Genomic DNA, 25,878 nt, shown 5'->3' on the forward strand with positions numbered 1-25,878 from the left:
CGTCGACATCGAGGATGAGGCCTACACACCCGGCACCGCGAGCATCGACCGGCGCGTCCCCAGCACCCCGGCAACGTTCGTGGTCAACGCACTAGAGCTCCATCATCGGGCACGGCCCGCTCCAAGGCGGTGTAGAGGGCTGACCGGGCAGCCCGTGTGTCTTCGCACGTGACCACGTACTGGGCAATCTCCCGGAAATGTTCCTGCGCCACGCTGCGTTCCGCGATCTGCAGAGGGCCCACCCAGTCCAAGGTCTCCTGCATGTCTTGCAGGATGCTCATGCGGAAGTCTAGTCGCGCCATGTCCTGAAAGGCCCCGAGGGCGCCGACAAGGGAGGTCAGGTTCTCCGCCGACCTGGAAAGTATCGACCGGCCGGACAGGATCCCGATTACCTCGTCGAGATCTGCTGGCGTCCATGTCGCGGCCAGACAATATTTCCGCGCATTTACCACCGCCGCCTGGAGAACGAGCCGTTGAGGAAACTCGGCGGCCAGCACCTTGAGTTCTTCCAGGGCTTGAGGCGTGCCACGCCGACTCAAGGTGACGGGGAGGGACTCTCGCCATCTTTGCGCGTCCTCAGTAGTTGTAACGCGGTGCACCCCTAGTCGAAGGGCAAACGTGTCCTCGGGGTACCGCGTGTTGAGCCACCGATAGAGATGCGCCAGCAGTGATTCGTCCGCTGAATCCTCGAAGAGATGCCGAGTTGAGAGGTCAGCACAGGATTCGACAAGCGAACTACTGAAGGATTCGGCTCTCGCGGCCACCTCCAACACGCGCGGCCAAGTAGTTGCAGCGTCTGCCGCCAACAGCGCCTGGGCGGCAAGCACCGAAAGCTGGACCTCCGGTTCTTCGCATTCTCCGGCGGCGTCGAGTACGTCCTCGGCGAGCATCCGGGCGAAGGGGTAGGCGTCCGCGACGAGACTGGTCAAGAGACGCGACCAGACATGAACAAGGACAGCCCGAGAGGCCGGCAGATCCGGCACGATGAGGGCTTCTGACGGAGCAGGGGATGGGAAGCCCGGCACCAGCTTTGCTGAGGTGGAGCGCAGCAGACTTTCGAGCGCTGCTGCCAGGGCGCTCGACCACTTCGGGTCGAGGTTCTGCAGCACCAATGGCTCGACTCCCTTGGCCAGATCCGCGCGCGCCGAGCAGAGCACGGTTTCGGCTAGTTGCTCACTCGCGTGCTGAGCCGCCGTCCATAGCAGACGACCGCTAGTCTTCGACGACAGGGGAGAAGGCGCTACGATCGCCGCGGTCCAGCCCGCCCATGCCTCGCGGGGCAGGTCGTCTAGCCGGGTTGCGTGGTCGAGCAGCGTCAGCGCCAGGTAGCCAGCCCAGGCGCGTTTATCCCATCGCTCTTGGCCCAGCCACTCTTTGGCGTGATCGTTTTCGCTCTGGAGGTAGTGGAGGGCACACTCAGGCAATGTCGCGAGTTCTTCTGGACCGTAGACGGCGTATCCAGGCCAGTTGGTGATGTCTACATCAGATTGGTGTTCACCCTTCCCTGTTTCGGGGTTGATCTGCAGGTTCCACAGGAAGGCCCAGAAGCTGTCGCTGTCCTGATTTCTTGCTTTCTCAAGCCGTTCTCGCTGATTGGTGATGAATGCGGCTGCATCGGGCCACGAAGCCTTCAGGTTGGCGCGATAGTTAGTCCGCCAGGCCTTTGCTAGAGTCCCTTGTACCTCGATGCCCTGGTAGAACCATTCAAGTTCCGGCCAAGCTGGATTATCTTGCCGCTGGTACGCCGTCTCGAAGTGGTCCGCCCTCTCTTGATCGAAAAGCTTCGCGGCGAGGCTTCCGTACCACTCGTCTAGCGGGGGGTTGTTGATCGCTGCCTCTGCACGATCCAGTCCCCAGTGGAAATCTTCGGCATCCAGCAGCACGAAGCGATTGGCATGCGGGTGCGGGGGCTTGTGCAGTACGGAACGATTGCTGTCCCACCCACGTACGATGAGCCAGGTGAAATACTGAGCAGACTGCCCCGTCTCAGTACCGCATCGGACGAGTGCATCGGCCAGCTTACGTCGGAGGTCTCGGACGGCCGGAGGTTCCAGGCCGTCGGGCGTCAGTCGATCGAGGGCATAGGGGTAAGCCAGGTTGGCGTGTTGCAGAAATCGTCTCGTGACCAGCTCAGCGATATCCGGCAATAGGCGCTCTGCGTAACGAGAATCCAGCGCTCTATCGATCACGCGGGAAACGAACGAACCCGCGGCACCCGTGTGCGTAGAAGTGGCGATAACCCCGCCCCCGCCAACCTCAGAATCACCGACCAGCCAACTGATGACGTGACCGATGTCGCCTTCCGGGCATTCGTCTGGCAACGTACTCAGGAAGTGCTCATAGGCTCCATACGAGTAATCGTTCCCTGAGGTACAAAGCATATTAAGCATCCTCGCCGTGTCGAGGAGGCGCGGCCAGAGTAGGGACAGCAAGGTACCTCGAAGCCCTTGCTCTGAGCCGAGGGCACCGTCGGCCGTCGTGTCGAGGGCGCCCAGGACCTCCATCAGGGAGGGTGCAGCCTTGACGTTGTCGCAGGCGAAGGCGGCTCGGGCAGCGCGTGAGCGCTCCGATTCCGGCCAGAGCTCGTCGGCTGTGACCGCCAGTAGAGGGCCCATCAGTTCGGGCCCGGGACTCTGCTCGGCCAGCCGCAGGGCCACACGAGCCCGGGCATAGGCCGGCCAGTCGTCGACGAAACTGGAGGGGTCGGTATCCAGGGCTGGGACGAGCTGTGCGGCGAGTGTCGGGTGTCCCAGCTTCCAGCGAGTCAACTGCCACGGGATGTCGCCAAGTTCCACTGCGTCAGCACGGTCGAGAAGTCGGCTGACGACCAACTTCTTTATGGCGTCGGAGCGCACCAAACCGCTGTGCATGGTCAGACTCTCGGGGTCGGCAGAGGCCAGCCATTCGGTGTGTCCGGGATCGAGTGCCACAAGCCACCCTGCTGTCTCTCGAAGAGACGCCGGGATGCCAGCAGACTCCTGGTCTGGAGCCTCCACCAGGAAGAGGCGTCGCAGTGCAGCAACACTGACTGAACGGTCGATGAGGTACCGAGCGGCGAGATACGCGGCTAGCGAGGAATGGCGGAACGATAGCCGAAGGTCACCGTTCGCTGTAAACAGCCCAGTGGCGAGCGTCTCTTGAACAACGGCCCGCGTCACTTCAAAGTGATCACCCGGAGCGGTCTCTTCGACTCCGCCCGTCAACATGGCCACATCCAGGTCGGACGCCTGCGGCTCATCCACTCGGACGCTTCCGTACCGCACTGTACGGCGGCCCGAGAGCAGCATCCGCGCAGCTATCCGGCCAGCAACGCGGATCCGCTGAGACCAGGTAGTCGCCAGCACGCGCACGGGGATACGTTCGTCGTTGTACTCGTCGGCGAGTAGCTGAACTCCCTCGACAAAGAGTTCTTCCGCCCCGTCGGCGATCCGGCGGTGCCTCTGATACCCCCTGACTATCAGCTCGAGGGTCAGCGGGACGCTCGCCAGCGCGCCTGAGCGTACAGCGACCACACGCGAGATGAGCTTCTCGCCGGGCACGCCGGCGCTATCCGCGAGCATCACCGCGTCCGCGCGGGACAGCGGGGCTAGATCCACCAGCGAGCAACAGCCGAAAGCGCCGCGGAGAACATTGGTGAGCACGGCAGGGTAGTCACCCGTCCGGCAGGCCAGCAGCAGCCGAAGGCCGCGTACATCTTTCTTCTTGAGGGAGCGCTTGAGGTAGATGGGCAGGCTGCGGGCGAGCATGTCACTTTCATCTACCTGGTCGAGCACGATCGTCAGGACGCCGGTCCGCTCGGCATCTCCGTTGCTAGCCGTATCAGGTAGAGCCTTGAGATGGTATCCGATCATCTCCTCGTACATGGGCTCGGTCAGTTCGGCACCGTAGACCCAAACGTACCTGTCCGACCCATCGCCGGTAGATGGATCGTCCCAGGCAGGCAACCCCTCGACCAGCGACCGGAGCACTGAGGTCTTGCCAATACCTGGTTCGCCGAGTAGCACTGTCGCCCCCGTACGGGGGAGGTCGCTGGGTGCCACGAGCGCCCCGGGCTGGGGCTCGGATCCGTCGATTCTGGCGAGCAGGTAGTTGTGGTCCTGTCCGAGAAAGCCGTCCTCGTCCAGTGGGAAGAGGTCCTCGTCCGGGTTACTGTCGGCACGCACGCGGCACCAGCGCTGTGCGCGCGTCGTGAACACCTCCGAGCTCATTCGTCGCCGATCAGCGCGCTGAGCGGCTCCAGCGCTCTGTCGTCCGGACAGGCGTTCTCAAGTACTGTGTACAGTGCCTGCCGAGCAGCTGGCGGATCTCGGTAGGCGTTGATACGTCGGACGATCTCCCGCAGGTGCTCACGAGGGACGGCTCGCTCTGCCGCACTGAAGGGGCGCGGCAGACCCAGGACGCGTCCCATGTCCGCCAGCATGTCTTGACGGAAGTCCGCCCGGGCCATGTCAGCGAACTGCTCCAGAGCGTCTACCAGTTCTTTATCGGATATGAGGACCTCCCCGACAACGCTCCTAGAGGCGGGTCGAGCGAGTGCGTCCTGATTCGTATGGCCTGCGGAACCTGAGGCCGTACGAATCTCTCCGCTGGCGGCCGAAGTCTCCTGGCCTGCGGCGAGGCCGCACAGGCAGGCGGCCAGCGCGGCGGCGGCGTGTGCTGCGGCGCGGTGCTGTGAACCATCACAGTCAGCGGCGGCTTTGTTCGCATCCGCGTGATCACTGATGCCGCGGATTGTCAGGATGCGGAGCCCGTCTGTGAGTTCGGCGGCATGAGCCACGCCGGCGCTCTCCATCTCGACAGCCACTGCGTCCCCGTAGTTGAACCCAATTTGGTCGCGGAGTGGCGAGTCCGCCGCGTTCAGGACGACCTCCCCGGCCACGATCGGCTTGAGGTGCACCTCGGGATAACGGTCGCCCCAAGCGTCGCGTACCGCCGGTGCCAGCCTTGCGTGCCACGCGGTCCCGGTGAGGCTGACCCCCGCTGCCTGTTCCAGCCGATGCGACACCGCACCTGGCACTGGTCTGGCCAGAAAGCCGTCTTCCGTGTCCTTACCGGGGTGTGCCCAGTAGATCTTGTTCGCCACCACCACATCGCCGAGCGCAACCTCAGGCTTCAGGCCACCGGCAACCCCGACAAAGTACATCGCTTCGGGCTCGAAGCACTGCCGGGCTCGTTCCGCGAGGATTCCGGACCGCAGGTTCCCCGCGCCCACCCGGGCCACAGCCACCTGCCAGGGCACCCCTGACAGCGTGCCCATAACAAACTGTGTACCCATCGGATGAACCAGCATCTCCCGGTCCTCCAGCAGCGCTAGCACCGCCTCGAACTCCACAGGCAATGCAGTAAGGACCACCACGACCCTACTCGGCCCCACGGCCTCGCCTCCGCTCCCACGGCTCACTCGGGCCAACCCTAACGGCCCTGCCGGGTCACACGCGCAACGGACGCGTGCGGCGCCATTGTCGATCAGAACTTGTTCCGCGGTGGCTCCGCAGGAGGAGAGCGTGTGGTCACGTTTCTGCTGAGCCTGCTGCTGCCTATTGACGGCTTCATCAGCCTCGTGATGCAGCGTCAAGGACGCAACTCATCCTGGCCGGACTGCCTACTCCTTCCCATCATCACCGACCCAAGGCAGAATCGTACGTCGCTACCTTCACTCTCAGCGTCGGGAACTGCCGTGACAACGACCGAAGAAATTTCCGTCGGCAAACTACTACTGGCCGAGTACGACAGGGTAAAAGAGGAGCAAAAGACTCGAATTGGCTTCCGAGATAATCTACTCTACGTAACCCTGGCCGCCATGGTCACGGTACTGATTGGCTCGGCTCAGACTCACTGCGCGACACTGCTCCTAGCGCTACCGGCTGCCACTTCTGTGCTTGGATGGACTTACCTGGCGAATGACCAAAAGATCACTGCAATCGGTAGCTACATCCGGACCGATCTCGGACCTCGCCTTAGCGCGCTCGCCGGCGAGCAGGCGAGTATCTTCGGGTGGGAAGTGGCCCACCGAACTGATGGCCGCAGAACACAGCGCAAGATCATCCAGTGCGCAGTAGACCTCGCCGTATTCTCCGCTATTCCCGTGGCGGCTCTCGTCGCCTTCTGGAGCTACGGAACGGCAGCGTTCCTGCCGTTGAGCATATCTATTCTTGAGATGTTGGCAGTAATTGGCTTGGCTGCACAGGTTGTCCTGTACGCCGATACGGGGTCATAGAGGCAGAACTCTCCCAGTCAGCCGCCAGCGGCCCGGTCGGCGTCCCCACCTCCAAAGCTCCACGCCTGGCTCCCATATCAGACAACCGGGCGCAAGGTGAGATAGTCCAACTCAGAACGGAAGCTCGGTCTTGGCGGCGCCCCGTTTGATGCTCATGACCTGCTCGTGGAAGTCGCGACTGGCGGCTTCGCGGGGGTACCGGGACCTGAGTTCCTTGTCCAGTTCGTCGGCAACTAAAAGCAGGGACGGGAGGGACTTGCGGTCGGCTTCCAGGGCCTTGGTGCCCATGCCGATGGCTTCTTCGATCTCGCCCGTGCGGGCGGCTGCGACTCCGAGTGTGAGGCGGGCTTCTGCGGCGCGCATGGGTGAGATCTCGGTGCCGTCGGGACCGGTGCTGATGCGGATGACCGATCGGGCGTGGGCGGCGGCGCGCTCGTCGTCGCCGAGGAGACGGTAGGCGTCCATCTCGTAGAAGTCCCACTTGTCGGGGTCGATGATGAAGTGGTGTTCGGGGTGGTCGGGCTTGGGAAGTCGGTCCAGCCTGGCTCGGCCGGCATCCAGGGAGTCACGCACGAGGCGGGCGTCACCCATGCGTGCGGCGGCTCGGGCCTTGTGGGCGTAGAGCTGGACGCCGACCGAGTGCGTCTGGTCCGCCATGTGTCCAGCCTCGACAGCGGAAAGCATGTCCTGCCATCGGCTCTGGGTGAGGGCGAACCATGCCTCGATCTCCCATGCCCATGCCTTGATCTCGCCGTGTCCGGCTTCCTCGCCGATGCGGAGTGCAGCGGCCTTGCTGAGGTTGGCGGCTTCGCGCTGGCCCCGGTCGTACTGGACGCAGGCGTTGAGCAGGAACAGCCATCCGGTGTCGACCAGTAGTTCTTGGTGCTGGCGCAGGGTCATGCGGCGTTCGAGTTGCTCGGTGACGTATTGCAGGCCGTTGCGGGTGCGCTCGTGGAGGTAGTCGGCGTCGGCGTACGGGTAGGCGCGGGCCAGTTGATCGATGCCTTTCTCGATCGACTCCAGGGCGGCGCTGTTGATGCTGGACATCTCCGTGCGGCGCAGCATCTCCGCGATGTCCCATATGCCTGCGCCACCCTGTGCGATCAGGGTGCTCGGGTCCTCCGGCTGAGTGTTGTTGGCCGGTCGGTCCAGCTCCCAGGGGCGTGGGGTGAGTCCTGCGAGATGACCGGGGATGCGTAGGCCGTCGACCACTTCGAGGATCTTGTGGAACTGGGTGATCCGTGGGCGGACGCCCTTGCCGTCGGTCTCTGGTCGGGCCATCTTGCCGATGTGCTCGCGTTTGTAGCCGACGGCCTCGGCGATCTTGGCGTAGCTGAGGTTTCCGTGGATCTTGGCGAGTCTGAAGACTTCGCCGAAGTCGTGGTTGGCGATTGCCGACCGCACGTCCGCGCGTTCCAGCACGTGAGGCGGAAGAGCTGCCGGTGTCGGTGCAGCTGTGGTCATCTCACTTCCCCATCGTGATTGACCTGACGTCTGATCCTGCTCGGTCTTCTCTCTCGATCATCGCGCCTTGTCTGTCCGGCGAGTCTACCCAGGGGGTCCCCAAGAGGGGGGTCCCCAAGTGGGGGGAGTCGAGGCAGGGATGCGTGGTGCACCCTCGGGTCACCCTGCCGGGAGGGCCTCGGCAGACGTGACCAGAGACGGTGGTTCGTGTCATGAACGCGAGAGAGGCGCGGCGGCATGAACGGGTGAAGAGCGAGTTAGATGCGTACGCTCACTGGTTCGCGGCTCCGGATCCGTCGACGGGCGGGCGCTTTCTGGCGTTGACGCTCTTCGCCGAGTTCCAGGACACAGCGCGCGTCGCGCGGGACATGACGGCTCAGTTCCTCGGGGACTGCACTGCGGATGCGGTCGTCGATGATGCCCGGACGGTCGTGTCGGAGCTGGTCGGCAATGTCGTGAACCACGCGGTTCCGGATCGGCGATTGGCCTGGCCGGGTGCGAGTCGTCGCATCGACGTGACGTTCAAGGCCTGGCCGAAGTGGCTGTTCATCGGTGTCGGTGACGAGGACTCGACGCCGCCTCTGCTCCCCCTCGGCGACACCTTCTCGCCGGGGCTCGTGGGGCCGCTGTCGGAAGCGATCCTGCCCGACAGCGGCCGAGGGTTGCTGATCGTTCAGCGGCTGGCGACGGCGGTCTGGTGGACGCCGGGGGACGAGGGCGGCAAGACCGTGTGGTGCCGCTTCGACCTGGACGAGGGGGCGGACGGCTCTTCGCCCTGACTGACCCCGGGTCGCTGCTCGCGTTCTCTCGACATCGCGCGCGTGGGGGCCCGGCTGGCCGGTTGCTGACCGGCCGGAGTGTCGGCCTCCTGGGGATGGGATCCCCACTCAGCTCCAGGAGGCTGCGCTTCACAACCGAAGACCGAGACCGGACCACCCCCGCGCCTGGCAGCTACCGGGGTGGTCCGGGAGGGGACGCAACGATCCCCGGTGCCTGATGGTACCGGGGTCGTTGTGCTGTGCATTCGCCCTGGTGCCAAGAGAGTTGACGAACAGTTACAAGGGCGGGAGTGGCAACGTGACCGGCGCAGAGGCTGAGTGGCCCGTGGAAGGCCCGGAGCTGGCGGGCGAAGACTTCGGACTGTGGGTGCGCGGCGTCGACTACATGGCGGGCTGGCGTGAGGCCCGTGAAGCTGCCGATGAAGCCAACCTGGCGTTTCTCGGATCCGGCTTCGAACCCTTCGAGTTGCGGGCCGTTGCGGCGACGACCGATGACGGCCGTGGGGTCGTGCGCCTGGTGGCTCTGCCCGGTGCCGTGATCCGACTCGCCGAGCTCCTGTGGCGGTCCGCGGACGACGGCGGTGATGCGGCGTGAAGCGGGTTTTCGCTGGTGAGTGGTGCACGTGGGCACGTCGCCGGCCGCAGAGACTTTGGGCGGGAGCTGCCATGGGGCGAGTGAACAGGGGGCCTTACGCTCGCCAGCGGATCGGGCAGTCCTTGGAGCTGCCCGCAATAGCCCGATCGGCCCCCTGTTCTTCGAGGCTCGCCCCATGGTGGCTGCCTAAAGTCTCGGAGGCCGGCGACCCCCAGCCCCCCACGCCCCGGCCCGCGTCGGCTGGTCGACGCCTCGTCTCCTTGGGCGTGCTGCGGGCGGGGGCGTCGGGCGACCGGACGGGATCGGCGGCCACGCCGCACGCCCGGCCGGGGCGGCCGGGCGCCCCGGCGCGCCGCAGGCGCGCCCTTGAGGAAGTGAAGGTTGTTTCGACCGATTGCCCTCGGCGCTCAGGCGCGGGTGCGTCGTGCGGGCTGCTTGTCGGCGGTGATCCGGTAAGCGAGTTCGGCACGGTCCGCGCCGAAGCGCAGCTCTTCGAGGATCAGCGGTCGTTCGTCGGTTCCGTGCGCGACGCGGGCCACGTGCAGGATCGGTGTGGCGTCCGGCAGGCGGAGGGCCGCCCGCTCGTCCGGCAGGGGCATGTGCGCCCGTACCGTCTCGGCCCACGACAGCTTGTGTCCGGCCTGGGTGAGCACCCAGTAGATCGCCGCCGGTGGCTTGCACGGCTCCTTGCCGAGCATCGGAACGGCGTCGGCGACCTCGAAGGGGATCAGGGTGCGGTGCATGGCGCGGGTGCCGGTGTCGGGGTCGATGAGCAGTCGGTCACAGCCGAACAGTGCTTCTTCCTCGTCCAGTTGGAGGAGTCGGCCGGTGTCCTTCGTGGTGCGGCTGCGGTAGGTGCTCGGCTCCTCGGCCTCCTGCCAGACGTCGCCGCCTGGCATGACGAACTTGTCGTCCGGGGTGCGGCTGATGCGGCGTACGAGGGTGAAGGTGGGCTGTCCGCTGGAGCGTACGAAGCTGCCCTTGCCGTGCCGGACATCGATGAGGCCCTCGGCCCGCAGGGCGGCAATGGCGTTGCGGACGGTCGGTCGGGAGACGCCGTAGCGGGCCATGAGCTGGGCCTCGGACGGCAACAGGGAGTCGGGTGCGAACTCGCCGGACAGGATCGCTTCACGGATCGCGGCGGCCACCTGCTGGTAGAGGGCTCCTGGGCGCTGGATCTCCGACATTCGGTCATCTCCGGTCTGAGGTCATAGTCACGTCGCACGCGCGACATCACTCGTCAGCATAAGTACTTGCGCTCTCGCCGTACAGAGCTCCATAGTCATAACTCATAAGGACAAGTGACGTCAGAATGTCTCTGGCGTCCTGATCGGCCAAGGAGGCCAAACACAATGCAGTCCATTCCCGTGGACACGACGCGACTGGGCGTACTGCGGTGCGCCATCGCGCCGGAAGCAAAGCTCACCAACCCCGAGACGCAGGAGGTGAAGAGGGACCGGGACGGCAACCCGGTCTGGACCGTCGCCGTCACCGTGCGGCAGGACAGGCGACGGATCTCCGTCATCGAGATCGCCGTGAGCGGACAGCCCAAGGGCATCGAGGAAGGGCAGATCGTCAAGGTCACCGGCCTGACGGCGTTCACCTGGGCGATGGGCGACCGGCACGGCGTCAGCTTCCGCGCCGACGCGATCACCCCCGTCACCGGCGGCCCGGCACACGCCAAGGGCGGTGACGCGTGATGGGACCCGTCTTGCTCGCCCTCGGCCTCGCGGCACTGGCGTGGGTGCTCGTCGTCGGTGACCTGGTCCGCCGGCACCGTCCCGCCTGGCACTGGTACCTGGTCGGCTACCCGGCGACCGCATGGCGGGTGGTGTTCACCTGGCGCAAGGTCGCGATGCTCAACGACCTCGCCGTAGCCAAGCGCCCGCCGCGAGGGCTCCTTGGGGACGTGGTCGTCAAGGGCGATCCGCTGCGGCCGGTGCCTCCCCGGATCTCCTTCCCGCGGGCCACCCGTACGGGCCTGACGGTGGTGGTGAGGCTGCACGCGGGCCAGACCCCGGCGACCTTCCTGAAGGCGGCGGATGCGCTGGTGCACGCGTGGAAGGTCCATGCGGTGCGTGTCACCTCGCCGGAACGCGGGCTCGTGCTGCTGACCGCGACGGCCGCGGATCCGCTTCAGCGGCCCGGCTTAGCCTCGGCCCCTGTCGAGCTGCTGTCCGCTCTCATAGGGGTCCTGGAGAGCGGCGGCGCCTGGGTGATGAACCTGCGCCTGGTCCCGCACTGGCTCATCGTCGGGGCCACTCGATCCGGGAAGTCCACGCTTCTGGCCCGGCTGATCACCCAGCTCGCCCCTCAGCCGGTCGCCCTGGTCGGCATCGACTGCAAGGGCGGCATGGAACTGGGCCTGTTCGCCCGGCGGCTGAGCGCGCTGGCGACCTGCCGGCGTGAAGCGGTCGCCGTGCTGTCGGCGCTGGTGGTCGACATGCAGGACCGCATGAGCGCCTGCCGGGCGGCCGGAGTGCGCTCGATCTGGGAGCTGCACGAGAAGGTGCGGCCGGTGCCGGTCGTCGTGATCGTGGACGAGATCGCGGAACTGTACCTGTCCGACGGCACCCGCGAGAGCAAGGCAGAGGCGGAGCAGTGCTCCACGCTCCTGCTCCGGATCGGGCAACTCGGTGCGGCGCTCGGCCTGCACCTGGTCGTGGCCGGACAGCGGGTCGGCTCCGACCTCGGCCCCGGCGTCACCGCCCTGCGCGCCCAGCTCAGCGGGCGTATCTGCCACCGGGTCAACGACCCCGGCACCGCCGAAATGACCCTCGGCGACCTGAACAAGGACGCCGTCGCCGTGGCCCAGTCGATCACGGCGGAGGAACGCGGTGTGGCTGTCTGCACGGGCCCGGACGGCGGGTGGAGCCGTGCCCGCTCCCACCTCACGTCGACCGACGAGGCCGTGTCGACGTCTCGGAAGTACGTCGCAACGACCCCGGATCTGCCCGCCATAGGCCGCGCTCTCGCCGGTCTGGAAGGAGACGCCAAGTGATCAGCACGGGTACCGCCGTCTCGCTCGTCGTGGTCTTCGGGATTGTCACCTTCCTCCTCGTCCGCTCCCGTGACGTGCGGATCTGGGAAGCGGCCTGCATCGCCCTGTTCGGCATGTACCTCGGCGAGACGCCCGTGGCCCTGACGGTCAACGGCTTCCTGACCTGGTTCCTCAGCGGCTTCCACCACTTCTGATCAGGAAGGACACACCGAGCATGCCCATGCCTCGCGTCAGGTGCCCCCACTGCAAGGGCGACGGAGCCCGCAAGACCTGGACCGGACGAACGCGCCGCTGCCGCGTCTGCCGGGGCACCGGAACCATCCGCTGACCACCAACCCGCCCCCGACACGGAGGTGATCCCCATGACCCACGGCGCACCACCCACCAACCACCGTGCCGCCTCGGCGGCCCACCCCGGAAGGTCACCACCATCACCCCGGACCTCACCCCGGCTGACCGGCGCGCCGCCCTCGACCGCGCGGCGCGCCTGCGTCAGCTCCCCGAAGCAGACCGAGACGCCATCCGCCTCGCCCAAGACCCGAAGTTCCCCCGCCTGCTGGAGCAGATCGCCGCCACGGGAGGTTGCTCCCACCCGGTCCACCTCTCCGGCTCCACCACGACCGTGGACGGCGCAACCGGCGAGATCCTCCACCACTACGACACCCGAACCGAACCCGGCGAACGACTCCTTGTCCGCTGCCGCAACCGCCGTGCAACCGTCTGCCCGGCTTGCTCCCGCCTCCATGCCGGGGACACCTACCACCTCGTCCGCGCTGGCCTCCTCGGCGGCAAGAACGTCCCCGACACGGTCCGTCACCACGCTCGGCTGTTCGTCACCCTGACCGCTCCGTCCTTCGGACCCGTCCACCGCGCCGGGGAGCCGTGTCGTCCCCGCCGCGACGGCGGCACCTGTGAACATGGACGCTCCCTCGGCTGCCGCCTTGTCCACACGCCGGACGCACCGAGTGTCGGACAACCGCTCTGTCCTGACTGTTACGACTACGCAGCCCACGTGCTGTGGCACGCACACGCCTCCAAGCTCTGGGACCGCTTCGTCATCGACGTCCGGCGGCGCATCGCATCGTCAGCCGGCCTGGTGCAGTCCCGCTTCGCCCGGCACGCCCGGCTGTCTTTCGCGCGCGTCGCTGAGTACCAGAGGCGGGCTGCCGTCCACGTGCACGCCGTCGTCCGCCTCGACGGCCCGAACGGATGCGACGACAAACCCCCGGCCTGGGGTACCACCGACCTCTTGGCCCATGCCGTGCGCCTCTCCGCCAAGCGTGTCCTCGTCCGCACTCCCTACAGTCCCGCCGTAGGTGAGCTGGCGCTGCGCTGGGGCGCACAAGTCGACGTCCGGCCTCTGCACGTAGACGGCGATGGCCCCGATGATGACGCGGTGGCCGCGTACGTGGCCAAGTACGTCACCAAAGGAGCGAGTGAGACAGGCGCCGGCGTAGACCACCCATTGACCGGCCGCGCAGAGATCGGGTTGGCACGCGTCAGCGAACATGTCCGCACCTTGATGCGTGCGTGTTGGCATCTCGGCGGCCTCTCCGAGTACGACGCCCTCCGCCTCAGGGCCTGGGCTCATACCCTCGGCTACCGGGGCCACATCCTCACCAAATCCCGGGCCTACTCCACTACCTACGCAGCGTTGCGTGCTGCCCGTGCTTCGCATAGCGCGGATGAGGGGGAGTTGGGAGAGAACACAGTCACAGAAGTTGGCTGGCACTACGTGGGATCCGGCCACACCCCTGGTGCTGCTCAACTCGCCGTCGGAATCGCCGAAGACCTTGCCCAAAACCGAGTGTTCGCCCGGGAAGCCATGGCAGATCGAGGGTGGGACGAATGAGCTGCCCGAAGAAACGGAGACAGGCGCACCCCGGAGAAGTGGTTTCGCGATGGCGCGCTGTCGAGTGGGGGGAACATGAAGAGCAGCTTTTAGCCGATCTCTTGTTTCGCCGACTACCCAACAGGCCTAAGAAGTCTGATGATTGCAGAAATCGGCCTGTCGAGTAGCCGGTACGGCAGCTAACCTGAGTGAGCATCACATGGAGACCCCAGGGGGCGGGCACCCCCTGGGGCCAGGCCGGTCGTGGACCAGCCTGCCAGTCACGAAGGGACTGACATGGGGAAGGGTACCGTCATGCGCGGGCGCAGGACCGCTCGGGGCGTGATTCGGGTAGCCATCTACCTTCGAGTGTCGACGGCGAAGCAGATTGAGGGATACGGCCTCGACACTCAGGATAATCAATGCAAGGCATGGCTGAACTACAAGCTCGGTCCTGGCAAGTACAAGATTCACAGGATTTACGTCGATGGTGGAGAGTCGGGAAAGAAGGACTCTCGCCCCGAACTCGACGCGATGACCGAGGACATCGAAAAGGGTCTCATCGACCTCGTTGTCTTCGGCAAGCTGGACCGCATCGGGCGGACCATGGAGGACATCCACCTCTGGGTGTTCAACGCCACTAAGCACCATGGCATCAGGGTTGCCACGGCGGACGGCCGTCTGGACAGCGATGATGAGCTGTTCGGCATCATGCTCAGCCTGCTGTCGTACATGGCGGAGCTGGAGCACACGCTGATCCTTGAGCGAACCATGGGTGGCCGGGATCAGAAGTTGGCGGCCGGCGGTTGGCCTCTCGGACAGCCTCCGTACGGCGTGACTCTCAGCGGCAAGGGAGGCAAGGCGATTCCTGTCCTCTGTGAGGACGAAGTGCAAGTGATCAACATTGCGACGAGTCTGCTCGTAGACCTCGGCTACTCGCGTGACGAAGCTGCCGAGCACCTGAACAACCTTGGCTCTCGCACCCGCAAGGGCCTGCCGTGGACCGGTACCAACCTCGCCAAGCGCCTCAACTCCACAGCTCTCGACGGATACGTGGAGTTCCGCATCGAGCGCACCGCCGAAGACGATGAAGAGGAGACCTTCGAGGTCTTTCGGATCGAGGTGCCTCGACCGATCAGTGATCCGAAGCGGGTCGAAGCTCTGCGGAAGGCCCTCAACCGGCGCTCGTTCAAGAAGAAGCATCTGACTCACTACCTGCTCACCGGCCGCATGCACGCGCTGTGCGGCGGCTACTACACGGGTGGAAAGTCCGCCGAGTCTCCCATCGGCTACTACCGGTGCATGGGCAAGCGGCTGGGGCTGGAGTGTGAGTGCGCGGAACTCCCTGCACCCGACGTCGAGAAGGCGGTCTGGGCCGAGATTGAGGCCCTACTCTCCGACGTGGGCAAGTTCAGGGCTCTCGCCGCGAAGTGGTTGGGGGCGATCCCGGCGCGCGCTGAGACGTACCGGAGGCGACTCGCTGAGCTGGACGCGCAGATCGAGAAGAAGCGGTCCAGCCGCAAGGGGCAGATCCTCGCGAAGCTCACCCAGCTCTTCGAAGACGAGCTTGGCGAGGGCGCCGGAGATGAGATCGATCAGGACACCATCCGGGAAGTGAAGCAAGCCCTCCAAGCGAAGGAAGACGAGCTGACCGCTGAACGGGAGCGCTTGGCTCGCTGGCTCCGAGAAGCCGAAGAACAGCAGCACCGCGCGGACGAGATCATTGTCCTGGTGGAGGAGCAGGCAACCGAGATGGACTCCTTCACGGCCGATCAGCGTCGGGACTTGCTTGATCTTCTGGACATCCGCGTACAGGTGACCGGCAAGGGACAGACGCGTCGGAAGGGGATCGCCGACCCCCTCACCGAGTGGCACAGGGAGACGGGCACGCTGGTGCCTCTCAAGGTCAGTGACCAGGAGTGGGGGATGGTTGACGCCGTCCTTCCGGACTCTCGCCAGAACTGGACACCGAAGCGTGAGATGTTCGAAGCGATCTTGTGGAAGCTTCGGACCGCTGCCCGGTGGAACGAGGTGGAAGTCTCCGGGAACTCCTGGAGCGCCGTGCGACGGCGTGCGGAGGGCTGGCGCACCTCGGGTGCTTGGCAGGCTGCCATGGGCGCTCTGAAGGGCGCTGGCGGCGTCCCTGTCCCGCCGCTCTTGGTCCTGCCTCCCATGGAGGTCACGGGCAGTATCGATCCGAAGTTCGCAGCCCTGGAGCTGGAGGCGCTGGAGACCTACGAAGACGACGATGGGGACTGCTGCAACCAGAACCACACCCACGCACACTCTTCCCGGAGATGATCATCTACGGGCTGATCCAGCCGATCATGTTCGTGGTGCTGTTCACCTACGTCTTCGGCGGCTCCATGCAGATCGGCGGCAGCACCAGCGCCGTCGACTACAAGAACTTCCTCATGGCGGGCATCTTCGCGCAGACGGTCACGTTCGCGACGGCAAGCTCCGGCGCCGGTATCGCCGACGACATGCACAAGGGGCTCATCGACCGCTTCCGCTCCCTGCCGATGGCGCGTGGCGCGGTGCTGACCGGACGCACGCTCGCCGACCTGGTGCAGACGGCCGTCACCCTGGTCGTGCTCGCCGTGGTCGCCCTGCTGGTCGGCTGGCGCGTCGGAACCCACGGCGACACCGACGTCGCCAAGGTCCTCGCCGCCTTCGGCCTGCTGCTCCTGCTCGGTTACGCGTTCACCTGGATCGGCGCGCTGATCGGCATGTCCGTCCGCACCCCGGAGGCGGCCACGTCCAGCGGACTGATCTGGCTCTTCCCGGTCACGTTCATCTCCAACGCCTTCGTGGACCCCGGCCACATGACCCCGTGGCTGCGGCACGTCGCCGAGTGGAACCCCTTCAGCGCCACCGCGCAGGCCTGCCGCGTGCTCTTCGCCGACCCCGGGCAGTCCACCTCGCACGCCTGGCCCATGGAGCACCCGGTCTGGGCCTCGCTGATCTACTCCATATTGATCATCGCCGTCTTCCGCACCCTCGCGGTCCGCAAGTACCGCTCGGCCACCGCCTGACGGCTCCGGGCACGGCGAAGCCCCCGGTGTCCACGGGATCCGGCGGACACCGGGGGCTCGATGCCAGGAAGGGCCGGTGGGTCAGCCCGAGTACGGCTCGGCCTTCAGGATGCGTACCGAGGCCTTCTTGCCGTTCGGCAGCTCGTACTCCGCGTCCTCACCGACCTTGTGGCCGAGGACGCCGGAGCCGAGCGGGGACTGCGGCGAGTACGTCTCGATGTCGGTGCTCGCGTACTCACGGGACGCGAGCAGGAACTCCAGGGTGTCGTCCTCGTCACCGTCGAAGGCGATCGTGACGACCATGCCCGGCGCGACGGCGCCGTCGGCGGAGGTCGGAGCCTCGCCCACCTGAGCGCTCTCGAGAAGCTGGGTCAGCTGCCGCACACGCAGCTCCTGCTTGCCCTGCTCCTCCTTGGCCGCGTGGTACCCGCCGTTCTCGCGCAGGTCGCCCTCCTCGCGCGCGGCCGCGATCTTGGCGGCGATCTCCGTGCGCGCAGGACCAGTAAGGTACTCAAGCTCGGCCTTGAGCTTGTTGTACGCCTCCTGGGTCAGCCAGGTGACGTTCTCGCTGGTCTGGGTCACAGGGTGCTCCTCGTCGGTACTGGGAATACAAAGCATCGCCCTACCCAGAAGAATGTTCCCTCTTGGATGGGCGAAACCACGAGCCTAACAATTCACGGGCCAAAGGGGGAGGACATAAGCCATCAGAATCACATCAACGCAGGTCAGCATGTGCCCATTGGGGGTGATGGATCAACCCGTGTGACAGCCGAGCAGCTCGGCCGTGGTGCCCTTCGCCGTCGTACGGAGCGTGACGACCTTGTCGATCCGCGTGGCCCTGCCGTCGAAGCGGAAGTCCGCGCGCCCCACCTCGGAGCCGTCCGCGGCCTGGGAGCGCAGGGTGCAGTAGCCGTCGGTGCCGGAGTCCTTGTGGACCTCCAGATGGACCCGGACCGCGTTGCCGGAGGCCTCGAAGGTGATCACCTGGGCGCTGATCCTGGTCTCGGCGACGTAGTGGTAGGCGAAGTAGCCGACGAGGGAGAGCAGGAGGGCGCCCAGCACCACGGCGGCGACCCGGAGCTTGCGGTCGGCACGCTCGTCCGAGGAGCGGCCGTAGCGGCCCTCGGGCAGCCGCGCACTCGCCGTACTCATGATCGTCCTCTCCGCGGAATTATTCGCCCCCCGATTCGGTCACTATAGAAGCCGCCGAACGCACCCCAAGCCGCGGGGCGCCGACTTAACCAAGGATTGAGTCTTGACTGACCAGCTGCGACTGATGGCCGTACACGCGCACCCCGACGACGAGTCCAGCAAGGGCGCGGCCACCATGGCGAAGTACGTGTCCGAGGGGGCCGACGTCCTGGTGGTGACCTGCACCGGGGGAGAGCGCGGGTCCATCCTCAACCCCAAGCTGCAGGGCGACGCGTACATCGAGGAGCACATCCACGAGGTGCGCAAGAAGGAGATGGACGAGGCCCGCGAGATCCTCGGTGTCGGGCAGGAGTGGCTCGGCTTCGTCGACTCCGGCCTGCCCGAGGGCGACCCGCTGCCCCCGCTGCCCGAGGGCTGCTTCGCCCTGGAGGACATCGACAAGGCGGCCGGCGAACTGGTACGCAAGATCCGCGCCTTCCGCCCGCAGGTGATCACCACCTACGACGAGAACGGCGGTTACCCGCACCCCGACCACATCATGACCCACAAGATCTCGATGGTGGCGTTCGAGGGCGCGGCGGACACCGAGAAGTACCCCGAGAGCGAGTACGGCCCGGCCTACCAGCCGCTGAAGCTCTACTACAACCAGGGCTTCAACCGCCCCCGCACCGAGGCGCTGCACCAGGCGATGCTCGACCGCGGACTGGAGTCGCCGTACGGGGAGTGGCTCAAGCGCTGGAGCGAGATCGAGCGCGTCGAGCGCACGCTGACCACGCACATTCCGTGCGCGGACTTCTTCGAGATCCGGGACAAGGCGCTGATCGCGCACGCCACGCAGATCGACCCGGACGGCGGTTGGTTCAAGGTGCCGATGGAGCTCCAGAAGGAGGTCTGGCCCACGGAGGAGTACGAGCTGGCGAAGTCTCTCGTCGATACATCCCTCCCCGAGGACGACCTCTTCGCGGGCATCCGCCACAATGCCTGATATGAGCGCAAGCGTGAGCCTGGCAGTGACGCACCTCGTCCCCCTCGCCAAGGAGGTGGACGAGAACAAGGTCACCCCCGGTGTCCTCGGCTTCATCGTCTTCGCGGTGATGGCCCTGGCCGTGTGGGGCCTGATGAAGTCGATGAGCAAGCACATGGGCAAGGTCGACTTCAAGGAGGCCTCCGACACGAAGGCCGAGCAGAAGGCGGACTCCGCGGCGCAGCGAGGCTGACCCGGGGCGTCAGCGCCCCGCCGGTACCGCCACTCCCATCACCTCGCGGGCGTGGCGGTCCGGCGTCATGCGCAGGCGCCAGGCCTGCCAGCCCGCCTCCAGGCTGGCGCCCCGCTCCAGCAGCACGGCGTACGCCGCGAGGCCCTCGGCCAGCTTCTCGTCCCGCAGGGGATGCGAGGCGCGGGCCAGCTGGGCCAGTTCCTCCTGGGCGACCGCCGTGCCCACCTCCGTACCGCCCGGTGCCGCGTACGGCAGCAGGGTGCAGCGCAGGAAGCGGGCCCAGTCCTCGCCGCGCTGGTCGCCGTAGGAGGCGAACAGGTCCCGTGCCTCGTCGCACAGGGCCAGCGCCGCCTGCGTGCGCGCGTTGCCCGCGTCGACCACGGCCAGTTCCAGGCAGGTCCACGCCTCGCCGTGGGCGACGCCGATGCGCTGGAAGTCGGCGCGGGCGTCCACGAGGAGCTGGCGGGCGAAGCCGGAGTTGCGCAGCGAACCGGTCTGCGCGGCCCGCTGGTCCCGGGTGACCCGGGCCGAGTGGTGCCGGGCGCAGGCCAGGCCGTAGACGTCCCGCATGCGGGAGAACATGGTGCGCGACCGCTCCAGGTCGCGCACCGCCTGGTCCAGCTCGCCGGACTCCTCCAGCGCCTGGCCCAGGTAGTACAGCGTCCACGCCTCGCCGCGCGCGTCCTCGTTCTCCCGGTGCCGGGCGCCCGCCTGCCGCAGGCCCTCGACGGCCGGTGCGGCGTCGCCGTCCACCAGGCGGGCCCGGGCCAGCTGGGTCAGCGCCCAGGCCTCGCCGCGCGCGTCACGCGTCTGCCCGTACCGCTCCAGAGCGGTGCGCAGCTCGGTCTCCGCGCGCGGTACGTCTCCCATGCGCAGGGCCAGCTGGCCGAGCTGGAAGTGGGCCCAGGCCTCGCCGTGCACCGAGCCGCCCTCGCGGTGCAGGACCAGGGAGCGGGTGAGCAGCTCCAGCGCCTCCGACAGCCGTGCCCGGTCGCGCTGGACGGCCGCGAGGGCGTGCATCGTCCAGGCCCGGTCGGTCGCCAGCTCCGGCGCCGCCTGCAGGTCCAGCGCCTCCTGGAGTTTCGCGGCGGCCTCGGTGAGGTTGCCCTGGTGATGCAGCGTGATGCCGAGCGAGCACAGGGCGCGGGCCGCGCCGGCGTCGTGATGCGCCTCCCGGTACAGGTCGACCACCGAGGCGAGGGTGGTGCGCGCCTTGTCCAGCTCGCCCAGCTGCCGGGCCGCGATGCCGGTGCGCCACTGCACCGAGCGCATGAGCAGCCCCTCGTCCACGGCCTGCGCCAGCTCGCTGATCTCACCGAGCCGGTACAGGTCGCCGCGCAGCAGGCAGTAGTCGCACAGCGCGCCCAGCAGGTTCAGCACCGCGGCCTGGTTCACGCCTTCCGCCTGGCGCAGGGTCGCCGTGATGAAGCTGGACTCGTCGTCCAGCCAGCGCAGCGCCTCGTCGAGCGAGGTGAAGCCGTGCGGGCCGAACTGGTGCGAGCGCGTCGACATGTTGCCGTCGACCAGGCGCAGCACCGAGTCGGCCAGCTCCGCGTAGTTCACGATCAGCCGTTCCTGCGCGGCCGTGCGCTCGGCCGGGTCCTCCTCGTCCAGCAGCCGGGCCTGGGCGAAGACGCGCACCACGTCGTGCAGCCGGTAGCGGTTGCCGCGCACATGGTCGAGGAGTCCGGCCCGGGCGAGGGCGGTGAGCCGGCGGGTGGCCTCGGCCTCGTCCGTGGCGAGCAGCGCGGCGGCCGCCGCGACGCCGAGCGAGGCGCGCCCCGCGAGCGCGAGCCGTCGAAGCAGCCGGCGCTCGGGCTCCGGCTGGTCGCTGTAGCGCAGCCACAGGGCGCGCTCCGCCGGTTCCACCGGGCCGTACGCGCTGAGGTCCGCCGCCAGTTGGCGGGGCGAGCGGGGGCCGAGCGCGGAGCCCGCGACGCGCAGCGCCAGCGGCAGACCGCCGGTCAGGTCCCGGATCCGGTCGGCGGAATCGGCGTCGTAGGGGCCCGAGGCGTCCTCGGCGGCGGCGTTCAGCAACTCCTCGGCGCCCGCCGCGTCCAGCGCCTCGACCGGCAGGTGGTGCACCCAGGCCGGCAGGTCCGCGGGCAGGTCGAGGTCCGTGCGGGCGGTGACCAGGACCAGGCTGTCGGAGCGCTCCGGCACCAGGGCCCGCACCTGCTCCGGGTCGCGGGCGTCGTCCAGCACGATCGTCACCGGCAGGCCGGTCAGGTGCTGGTGGTACAGCTCGGAGAGCCGTTTGAGCTGCTGGTCGGGGGACGAGCGCTCCCGGAACAGCAGCTGTTCGCGGGGTGCGCCGAGCCGGTTGAGCAGGTGCAGCAGGGCGTCGCGGGTGGGCAGTGGCGCCTGCTCCTGGCCGCCGCCGCGCAGGTCCACGACCACGGCGCCGCGGAAGTGGTCCCGCAGATCGTGCGCCGCGCGCACCGCGAGCGTGGTCCGGCCGGAGCCGGGCTCGCCGTGCAGGAGGACCACCGTCGGCCGGGTCTCGGTGGCCGCGCGGGCCGCCTGCGCCCACTGGCGGATCCGCGCCAGCTCCGTCCTGCGGCCCGCGAACCGGCCGTCCGGCTCGGGGAGTTGGCCGAACGACTGCTCCAGCACCGAGCGCCTGCGGGCCGCCGCGCTCTTGTCCGCGCCGCGCAGGGTGGGGCTCGCGGTCTTCTTCGGGCCCGTGGAGGCGCTGAGCATCCGCTGCTGGTCGAGGAACGGGCGGATGCCCCGCACCTCCAGCGCCGTCAGCCACTGCAACCGCAACTGCTCAGGCCCGCCGGGCTGCCCCGTCGCACCGGCGTGGTGGTGGGCGGCGGGCAGATGGGAGCCTGCCACCTTCACCACGGAGGCGGCGGCACCGGCCACGCCCGCGGCGACGCCCGTGCCGAGGGCCGTACCGGTGCCGGTGCCGAGGGACAGGTCGGTCACCGCCGCGGCGACCGCGGCAACGGCCGCCACCAGTAAGGAGGTTCCGGCGCCCGCGCGGCCGTAGCGCTGAGCGAAGGTCAGCCGTCCGGCCTCGGTCTCGTCGAGCGCGTGGGTGTACGCCTCGTACTCCTCGCCGGCCGCCCCCGCCATCGCCTCCAGCGCGCCGCGCGCCCGCGACAGCAGTATCTGCCCGTCGATCCGGCCGCCCGAGCGCCGTACCTCCTCCTCCACGGCCCGCACCAGCAGCCGTTCGGCCTCCGCCCGATGGTTCTCGCGCATGTCCCGTCCCCTCCGGCGGCAATGTCCTTGCCTACGAGTGTCCTTCGGGCGGGACGAGATGGCGAGGGTGCGACGATCACCGGAGGGGTGAGGATTTCGTGCCGACGACCGGCCGGCGGTGGTGGTCCTTGGCCAGGGCGAAGTGGACGCACGCTCCCGCGAGGGCCGCCTCCGCCACCGCGCACAGCAGCGCCTCGGCCAGTGGGGCGCCGGTGCCCGCCGTCGTTATGTCGAACCAGGCGTCCAGCACCGCCGCCGTCGCCGTCGCCGAGGCCGTGAGCCGGGCGCGGGGGTCGGCGCGCAGGCCGAGCAGGGCCGTCGCCGCACAGCCCGCGGCCATGAGGACGTCGAGGCCGATCCAGGCCAGCGGCCAGTTGTCCACCTGTGCGCTGCCCGGCAGAGTCATGGCCAGCACCACCATCCACGGCACCAGCAGCACCGCCGCCGATCCCAGCAGGACCAGGGCCCACTTCCCGCCCATGCTCATGTCCCCCTCGCCACCTCTCCCATCCCTGGTCTCCGCTCTCCGGTCTGCGCACCGCGACTGTCTTCACCGTAGACCGCAGAGAAAATTCTGCAAAGAAATCTCGGCATTCATCGGGGACGTCTCAGGGTTCTCAGGGTTACGGTGGCGCCATGACCGACGGCATGCCCGAGATGACCGGCCTGGAGCGCACCGCCCTCTACAAGTCCCTCGGCAATCCGCTGCGCCGCCGGATCCTCGAATACCTCGGCCGGCACGGCGAGGCGAACTCCACCGTGCTCGCCCGTGAACTCGGCGAGAGCTCCGGCACCACCAGCTACCACCTGCGCAAACTCGCCGAGCAGAAGCTCATCGAGGAGATCCCGGAGAAGTCCGGCGGGCGGGAGCGGTGGTGGCGGTCGCTGCCGTTCAGCCACACCACCCCCGACCCGGCCACCATGGCCCCCGAGGAGTACGCGGCCGCCGCGGAACTGGCCCACCTCAAGATCGAGTTCGACTCCGCCCTCTACCGGCGCGCCCACGAGGAGTACCGCGGACCCGAGGGCTGGGCCCAGATCCAGCGCCACGGCACCTGGCTGACCCGGGAGGAACTGCTCACGTTCATGCGCGAGTACCACGCGCTGCTCGACCGGTTCGGGCACGCGCGCGAGGAGGCGCCCGAGGGGGCGCGCCCGGTGATGATGCGTTTCTACGCCCTCCCCGAGCCCGTGGGAGAGTGGAGCGGTGAACCGACTGGCGCATGAGACGTCCCCGTATCTCCTCCAGCACGCCGACAACCCCGTCGACTGGTGGCCCTGGTCGGCCGAGGCCTTCGACGAGGCCCGCAGGACGAACAGGCCCGTGCTGCTGAGCGTCGGATACAGCAGCTGTCACTGGTGTCACGTGATGGCGCACGAATCCTTCGAGGACCACGCCACCGCCGAGTACCTCAACGAACACTTCGTCAGCGTCAAGGTCGACCGCGAGGAGCGCCCCGACGTCGACGCCGTCTACATGGAGGCCGTGCAGGCCGCCACCGGGCAGGGCGGCTGGCCCATGACCGTGTTCCTCACCCCGGACGCCGAACCCTTCTACTTCGGCACGTACTTCCCGCCCGCGCCCCGGCACGGCATGCCCTCCTTCCGGCAGGTGCTGGAAGGGGTCCGGCAGGCGTGGGACACCCGCAGGGACGAGGTCGGCGAGGTCGCCGGGAAGATCGTGCGCGACCTCGCCCAGCGGGAGATCAGCCACCAGGGCGACCGGGTGCCCGGCGAGGAGGAGCTGGCGCGGGCGCTGCTCGGGCTGACCCGGGAGTACGACCCGCAGCGCGGCGGATTCGGCGGGGCGCCGAAGTTCCCGCCGTCCATGGTGCTGGAGTTCCTGCTGCGGCACCACGCGCGCACCGGCGCCGAGGGTGCGCTGCAGATGGCCCGGGACACCTGTGAGCGCATGGCCCGGGGCGGGATCTACGACCAGTTGGGCGGCGGGTTCGCGCGGTACTCCGTCGACCGCGACTGGGTCGTGCCGCACTTCGAGAAGATGCTCTACGACAACGCGCTGCTCTGCCGCGTGTACGCGCACCTGTGGCGGGCCACGGGGGCCGACCTCGCCCGGCGCGTCGCCCTGGAGACCGCCGACTTCCTCGTCCGTGAACTGCGCACCGAACAGGGCGGGTTCGCCTCGGCGCTCGACGCCGACAGCGACGACGGCAGCGGACGGCACGTCGAGGGGGCGTACTACGTCTGGACGCCGGAGCGGCTGCGCGCCGTCCTCGGGGACGCGGACGGCGACCTCGCCGCCCAGTACTTCGGCGTGACCGACGAGGGCACCTTCGAGCACGGGCAGTCCGTCCTCCAGCTTCCCCAGCGGGACACCCTCTTCGACGCCGGGAAGATCGCCGCCATCAGGGAACGGCTGCTCCACGAGCGCCGGCAGCGGCCCGCGCCCGGACGGGACGACAAGGTCGTCGCCGCCTGGAACGGGCTCGCCATCGCCGCGCTCGCCGAGACCGGCGCCTACTTCGACCGGCCCGACCTGGTCGAGGCCGCCCTCGGCGCCGCCGACCTCCTCGTGCGCGTGCACCTCGACGAGCACGCCCGGCTCGCCCGGACCAGCAAGGACGGCCGCGCCGGCGCCAACGCCGGAGTACTGGAGGACTACGGCGACGTCGCCGAGGGCTTCCTCGCGCTCGCCTCCGTCACGGGGGAGGGCGTCTGGCTCGACTTCGCCGGGCTGCTCCTCGACCACGTGCTCACCCGTTTCGCCGACCCGGACACCGGCGCGCTGTACGACACGGCCGCCGACGCCGAGCGGCTCATCCGCCGCCCGCAGGACCCCACCGACAACGCCACCCCCTCCGGCTGGACCGCCGCGGCGGGCGCGCTGCTCGGCTACGCCGCGCACACCGGCTCCGAGCCCCATCGGACCGCCGCCGAGCGGGCGTTGGGGGTCGTCACCACGCTCGGTCCGCGTGTGCCGCGGTTCATCGGCTGGGGGCTCGCCGTCGCCGAGGCCCTGCGCGACGGGCCGCGGGAGATCGCCGTCGTCGGAACCGGCACCACCCCCGACAAGAGCGCAACGGCCTTGCATCGCACCGCACTTCTGGGCACCGCCCCCGGTGCCGTCGTCGCCGTGGGCGCGGCGGGGAGCGACGAGTTCCCGCTTCTCGCGGACCGCCCGCTCGTCGAAGGTCAGCCCGCGGCCTACGTCTGCCGTAACTTCACGTGCGAGGCGCCGACGACCGATCCGGAGCGGTTGCGTACGGCCCTGAACGAGCACTGAGCTGCGGACACGCACGGCAGGCGGTAAGCGGCAACTGTCCGATAGTGAGCGGGTGTTCGGATAGATACCGCTTACCGCACCCCCGTTCCGAAACAAGCTATTTATCTGAAGAGCTCCCACGCTTCACAGA

21 protein-coding genes are annotated in these 25,878 nt (G+C 67.9%); 13 read left to right on the forward strand and 8 right to left on the reverse strand.

The genetic code is table 11. From position 1 onward, the window contains the following. Positions 1-83: 83 nt before the first annotated feature. Entirely contained in the window at positions 84-4,196 is a 4,113-nt protein-coding gene (locus ACZ4MF_RS15825) for an NACHT domain-containing protein (RefSeq protein WP_467492584.1), read from the reverse strand. Between the two features lie 8 nt (positions 4,197-4,204). Beyond that, on the reverse strand, positions 4,205-5,401 hold the full coding sequence (locus ACZ4MF_RS15830) for a phosphorylase family protein (protein ID WP_467492585.1): 1,197 nt from the start codon (positions 5,399-5,401) through the stop codon (positions 4,205-4,207). 105 nt (positions 5,402-5,506) lie between these two features. Between ACZ4MF_RS15830 and ACZ4MF_RS15835 the strand changes: the two genes are divergently transcribed. Beyond that, positions 5,507-6,217, forward strand: a complete 711-nt coding sequence (locus tag ACZ4MF_RS15835) for a hypothetical protein (RefSeq protein WP_467492586.1) — start codon at positions 5,507-5,509, stop codon at positions 6,215-6,217. Between the two features lie 111 nt (positions 6,218-6,328). Here the strand turns inward: ACZ4MF_RS15835 and ACZ4MF_RS15840 are convergent, their stop codons facing one another. Then, positions 6,329-7,681, reverse strand: a complete 1,353-nt coding sequence (locus ACZ4MF_RS15840) for a tetratricopeptide repeat protein (RefSeq protein WP_467492587.1) — start codon at positions 7,679-7,681, stop codon at positions 6,329-6,331. Positions 7,682-7,893: 212 nt separating this feature from the next. Between ACZ4MF_RS15840 and ACZ4MF_RS15845 the strand changes: the two genes are divergently transcribed. Both ACZ4MF_RS15845 and ACZ4MF_RS15850 read left to right on the forward strand, forming a co-directional pair. After that, a complete protein-coding gene (locus ACZ4MF_RS15845) occupies positions 7,894-8,460 on the forward strand; it encodes an ATP-binding protein (RefSeq protein WP_467492588.1) in 567 nt (188 codons plus the stop codon). A 298-nt stretch (positions 8,461-8,758) separates the two neighbouring features. Beyond that, positions 8,759-9,055: a hypothetical protein gene (locus ACZ4MF_RS15850; RefSeq protein ID WP_467492589.1), complete on the forward strand. Its 297-nt coding sequence runs from the start codon at positions 8,759-8,761 to the stop codon at positions 9,053-9,055. A gap of 407 nt (positions 9,056-9,462) precedes the next feature. On the opposite strand, the gene ACZ4MF_RS15855 is transcribed toward ACZ4MF_RS15850, so the two are convergent. Beyond that, positions 9,463-10,242 carry a GntR family transcriptional regulator gene (locus ACZ4MF_RS15855; RefSeq protein WP_467492590.1) on the reverse strand — a complete coding sequence of 260 codons (780 nt, stop codon included), beginning with the start codon at positions 10,240-10,242 and terminating at the stop codon, positions 9,463-9,465. A 165-nt stretch (positions 10,243-10,407) separates the two neighbouring features. On the opposite strand from ACZ4MF_RS15855, the gene ACZ4MF_RS15860 reads away from it, so the two are divergent. From ACZ4MF_RS15860 to ACZ4MF_RS15885, 6 genes are all read left to right on the forward strand, one after another. Next, positions 10,408-10,755, forward strand: coding sequence for an SCO3933 family regulatory protein (locus tag ACZ4MF_RS15860; protein WP_467492591.1), 348 nt, complete (start codon positions 10,408-10,410; stop codon positions 10,753-10,755). Further along, a complete protein-coding gene (locus ACZ4MF_RS15865) occupies positions 10,755-12,056 on the forward strand; it encodes an FtsK/SpoIIIE domain-containing protein (RefSeq protein WP_467492592.1) in 1,302 nt (433 codons plus the stop codon). Before ACZ4MF_RS15860 ends, ACZ4MF_RS15865 begins: the two co-directional genes overlap by 1 nt. Next, positions 12,053-12,250: a hypothetical protein gene (locus ACZ4MF_RS15870; protein ID WP_467492593.1), complete on the forward strand. Its 198-nt coding sequence runs from the start codon at positions 12,053-12,055 to the stop codon at positions 12,248-12,250. The genes ACZ4MF_RS15865 and ACZ4MF_RS15870 overlap by 4 nt, the downstream gene beginning before the upstream one ends. Positions 12,251-12,543: 293 nt before the next feature. Continuing rightward, a complete protein-coding gene (locus ACZ4MF_RS15875; RefSeq protein WP_467492821.1) occupies positions 12,544-13,908 on the forward strand; it encodes a replication initiator in 1,365 nt (454 codons plus the stop codon). A gap of 276 nt (positions 13,909-14,184) precedes the next feature. After that, entirely contained in the window at positions 14,185-16,188 is a 2,004-nt protein-coding gene (locus ACZ4MF_RS15880) for a recombinase family protein (protein ID WP_467492594.1), read from the forward strand. Next, positions 16,143-16,922 (forward strand): ABC transporter permease, encoded by a 780-nt coding sequence (locus tag ACZ4MF_RS15885; RefSeq protein ID WP_467492822.1) that lies wholly within the window; start codon positions 16,143-16,145, stop codon positions 16,920-16,922. The genes ACZ4MF_RS15880 and ACZ4MF_RS15885 overlap by 46 nt, the downstream gene beginning before the upstream one ends. An 81-nt stretch (positions 16,923-17,003) precedes the next feature. On the opposite strand, the gene greA is transcribed toward ACZ4MF_RS15885, so the two are convergent. Further along, entirely contained in the window at positions 17,004-17,504 is a 501-nt protein-coding gene (gene greA / locus ACZ4MF_RS15890; RefSeq protein WP_402063928.1) for a transcription elongation factor GreA, read from the reverse strand. Between the two features lie 171 nt (positions 17,505-17,675). Beyond that, positions 17,676-18,074, reverse strand: coding sequence for a DUF4307 domain-containing protein (locus ACZ4MF_RS15895; protein ID WP_467492595.1), 399 nt, complete (start codon positions 18,072-18,074; stop codon positions 17,676-17,678). Positions 18,075-18,177: 103 nt separating this feature from the next. Here ACZ4MF_RS15895 and mca point away from each other — a divergent pair, with 103 nt between their 5' ends. Then, complete coding sequence (mca, locus tag ACZ4MF_RS15900; protein ID WP_467492596.1) at positions 18,178-19,059, forward strand: mycothiol conjugate amidase Mca; 882 nt, start codon at positions 18,178-18,180, stop codon at positions 19,057-19,059. Further along, complete coding sequence (locus ACZ4MF_RS15905) at positions 19,052-19,291, forward strand: hypothetical protein (RefSeq protein ID WP_079173157.1); 240 nt, start codon at positions 19,052-19,054, stop codon at positions 19,289-19,291. The genes mca and ACZ4MF_RS15905 overlap by 8 nt, the downstream gene beginning before the upstream one ends. Before the next feature lie 9 nt (positions 19,292-19,300). On the opposite strand, the gene ACZ4MF_RS15910 is transcribed toward ACZ4MF_RS15905, so the two are convergent. Further along, positions 19,301-22,504: a tetratricopeptide repeat protein gene (locus ACZ4MF_RS15910; RefSeq protein ID WP_467492597.1), complete on the reverse strand. Its 3,204-nt coding sequence runs from the start codon at positions 22,502-22,504 to the stop codon at positions 19,301-19,303. A gap of 76 nt (positions 22,505-22,580) precedes the next feature. After that, positions 22,581-22,991 carry a hypothetical protein gene (locus ACZ4MF_RS15915; RefSeq protein WP_467492598.1) on the reverse strand — a complete coding sequence of 137 codons (411 nt, stop codon included), beginning with the start codon at positions 22,989-22,991 and terminating at the stop codon, positions 22,581-22,583. A gap of 149 nt (positions 22,992-23,140) precedes the next feature. Between ACZ4MF_RS15915 and ACZ4MF_RS15920 the strand changes: the two genes are divergently transcribed. Further along, the gene (locus ACZ4MF_RS15920; protein ID WP_467492599.1) at positions 23,141-23,731 is read left to right on the forward strand and encodes an ArsR/SmtB family transcription factor; all 591 of its coding nucleotides are present in this window, start codon (positions 23,141-23,143) and stop codon (positions 23,729-23,731) included. Next, on the forward strand, positions 23,712-25,748 hold the full coding sequence (locus tag ACZ4MF_RS15925; protein WP_467492600.1) for a thioredoxin domain-containing protein: 2,037 nt from the start codon (positions 23,712-23,714) through the stop codon (positions 25,746-25,748). The genes ACZ4MF_RS15920 and ACZ4MF_RS15925 overlap by 20 nt, the downstream gene beginning before the upstream one ends. The last annotated feature ends 130 nt before the right edge of the window (positions 25,749-25,878 follow it).

The organism is Streptomyces sp. NPDC025793 (assembly GCF_055558375.1).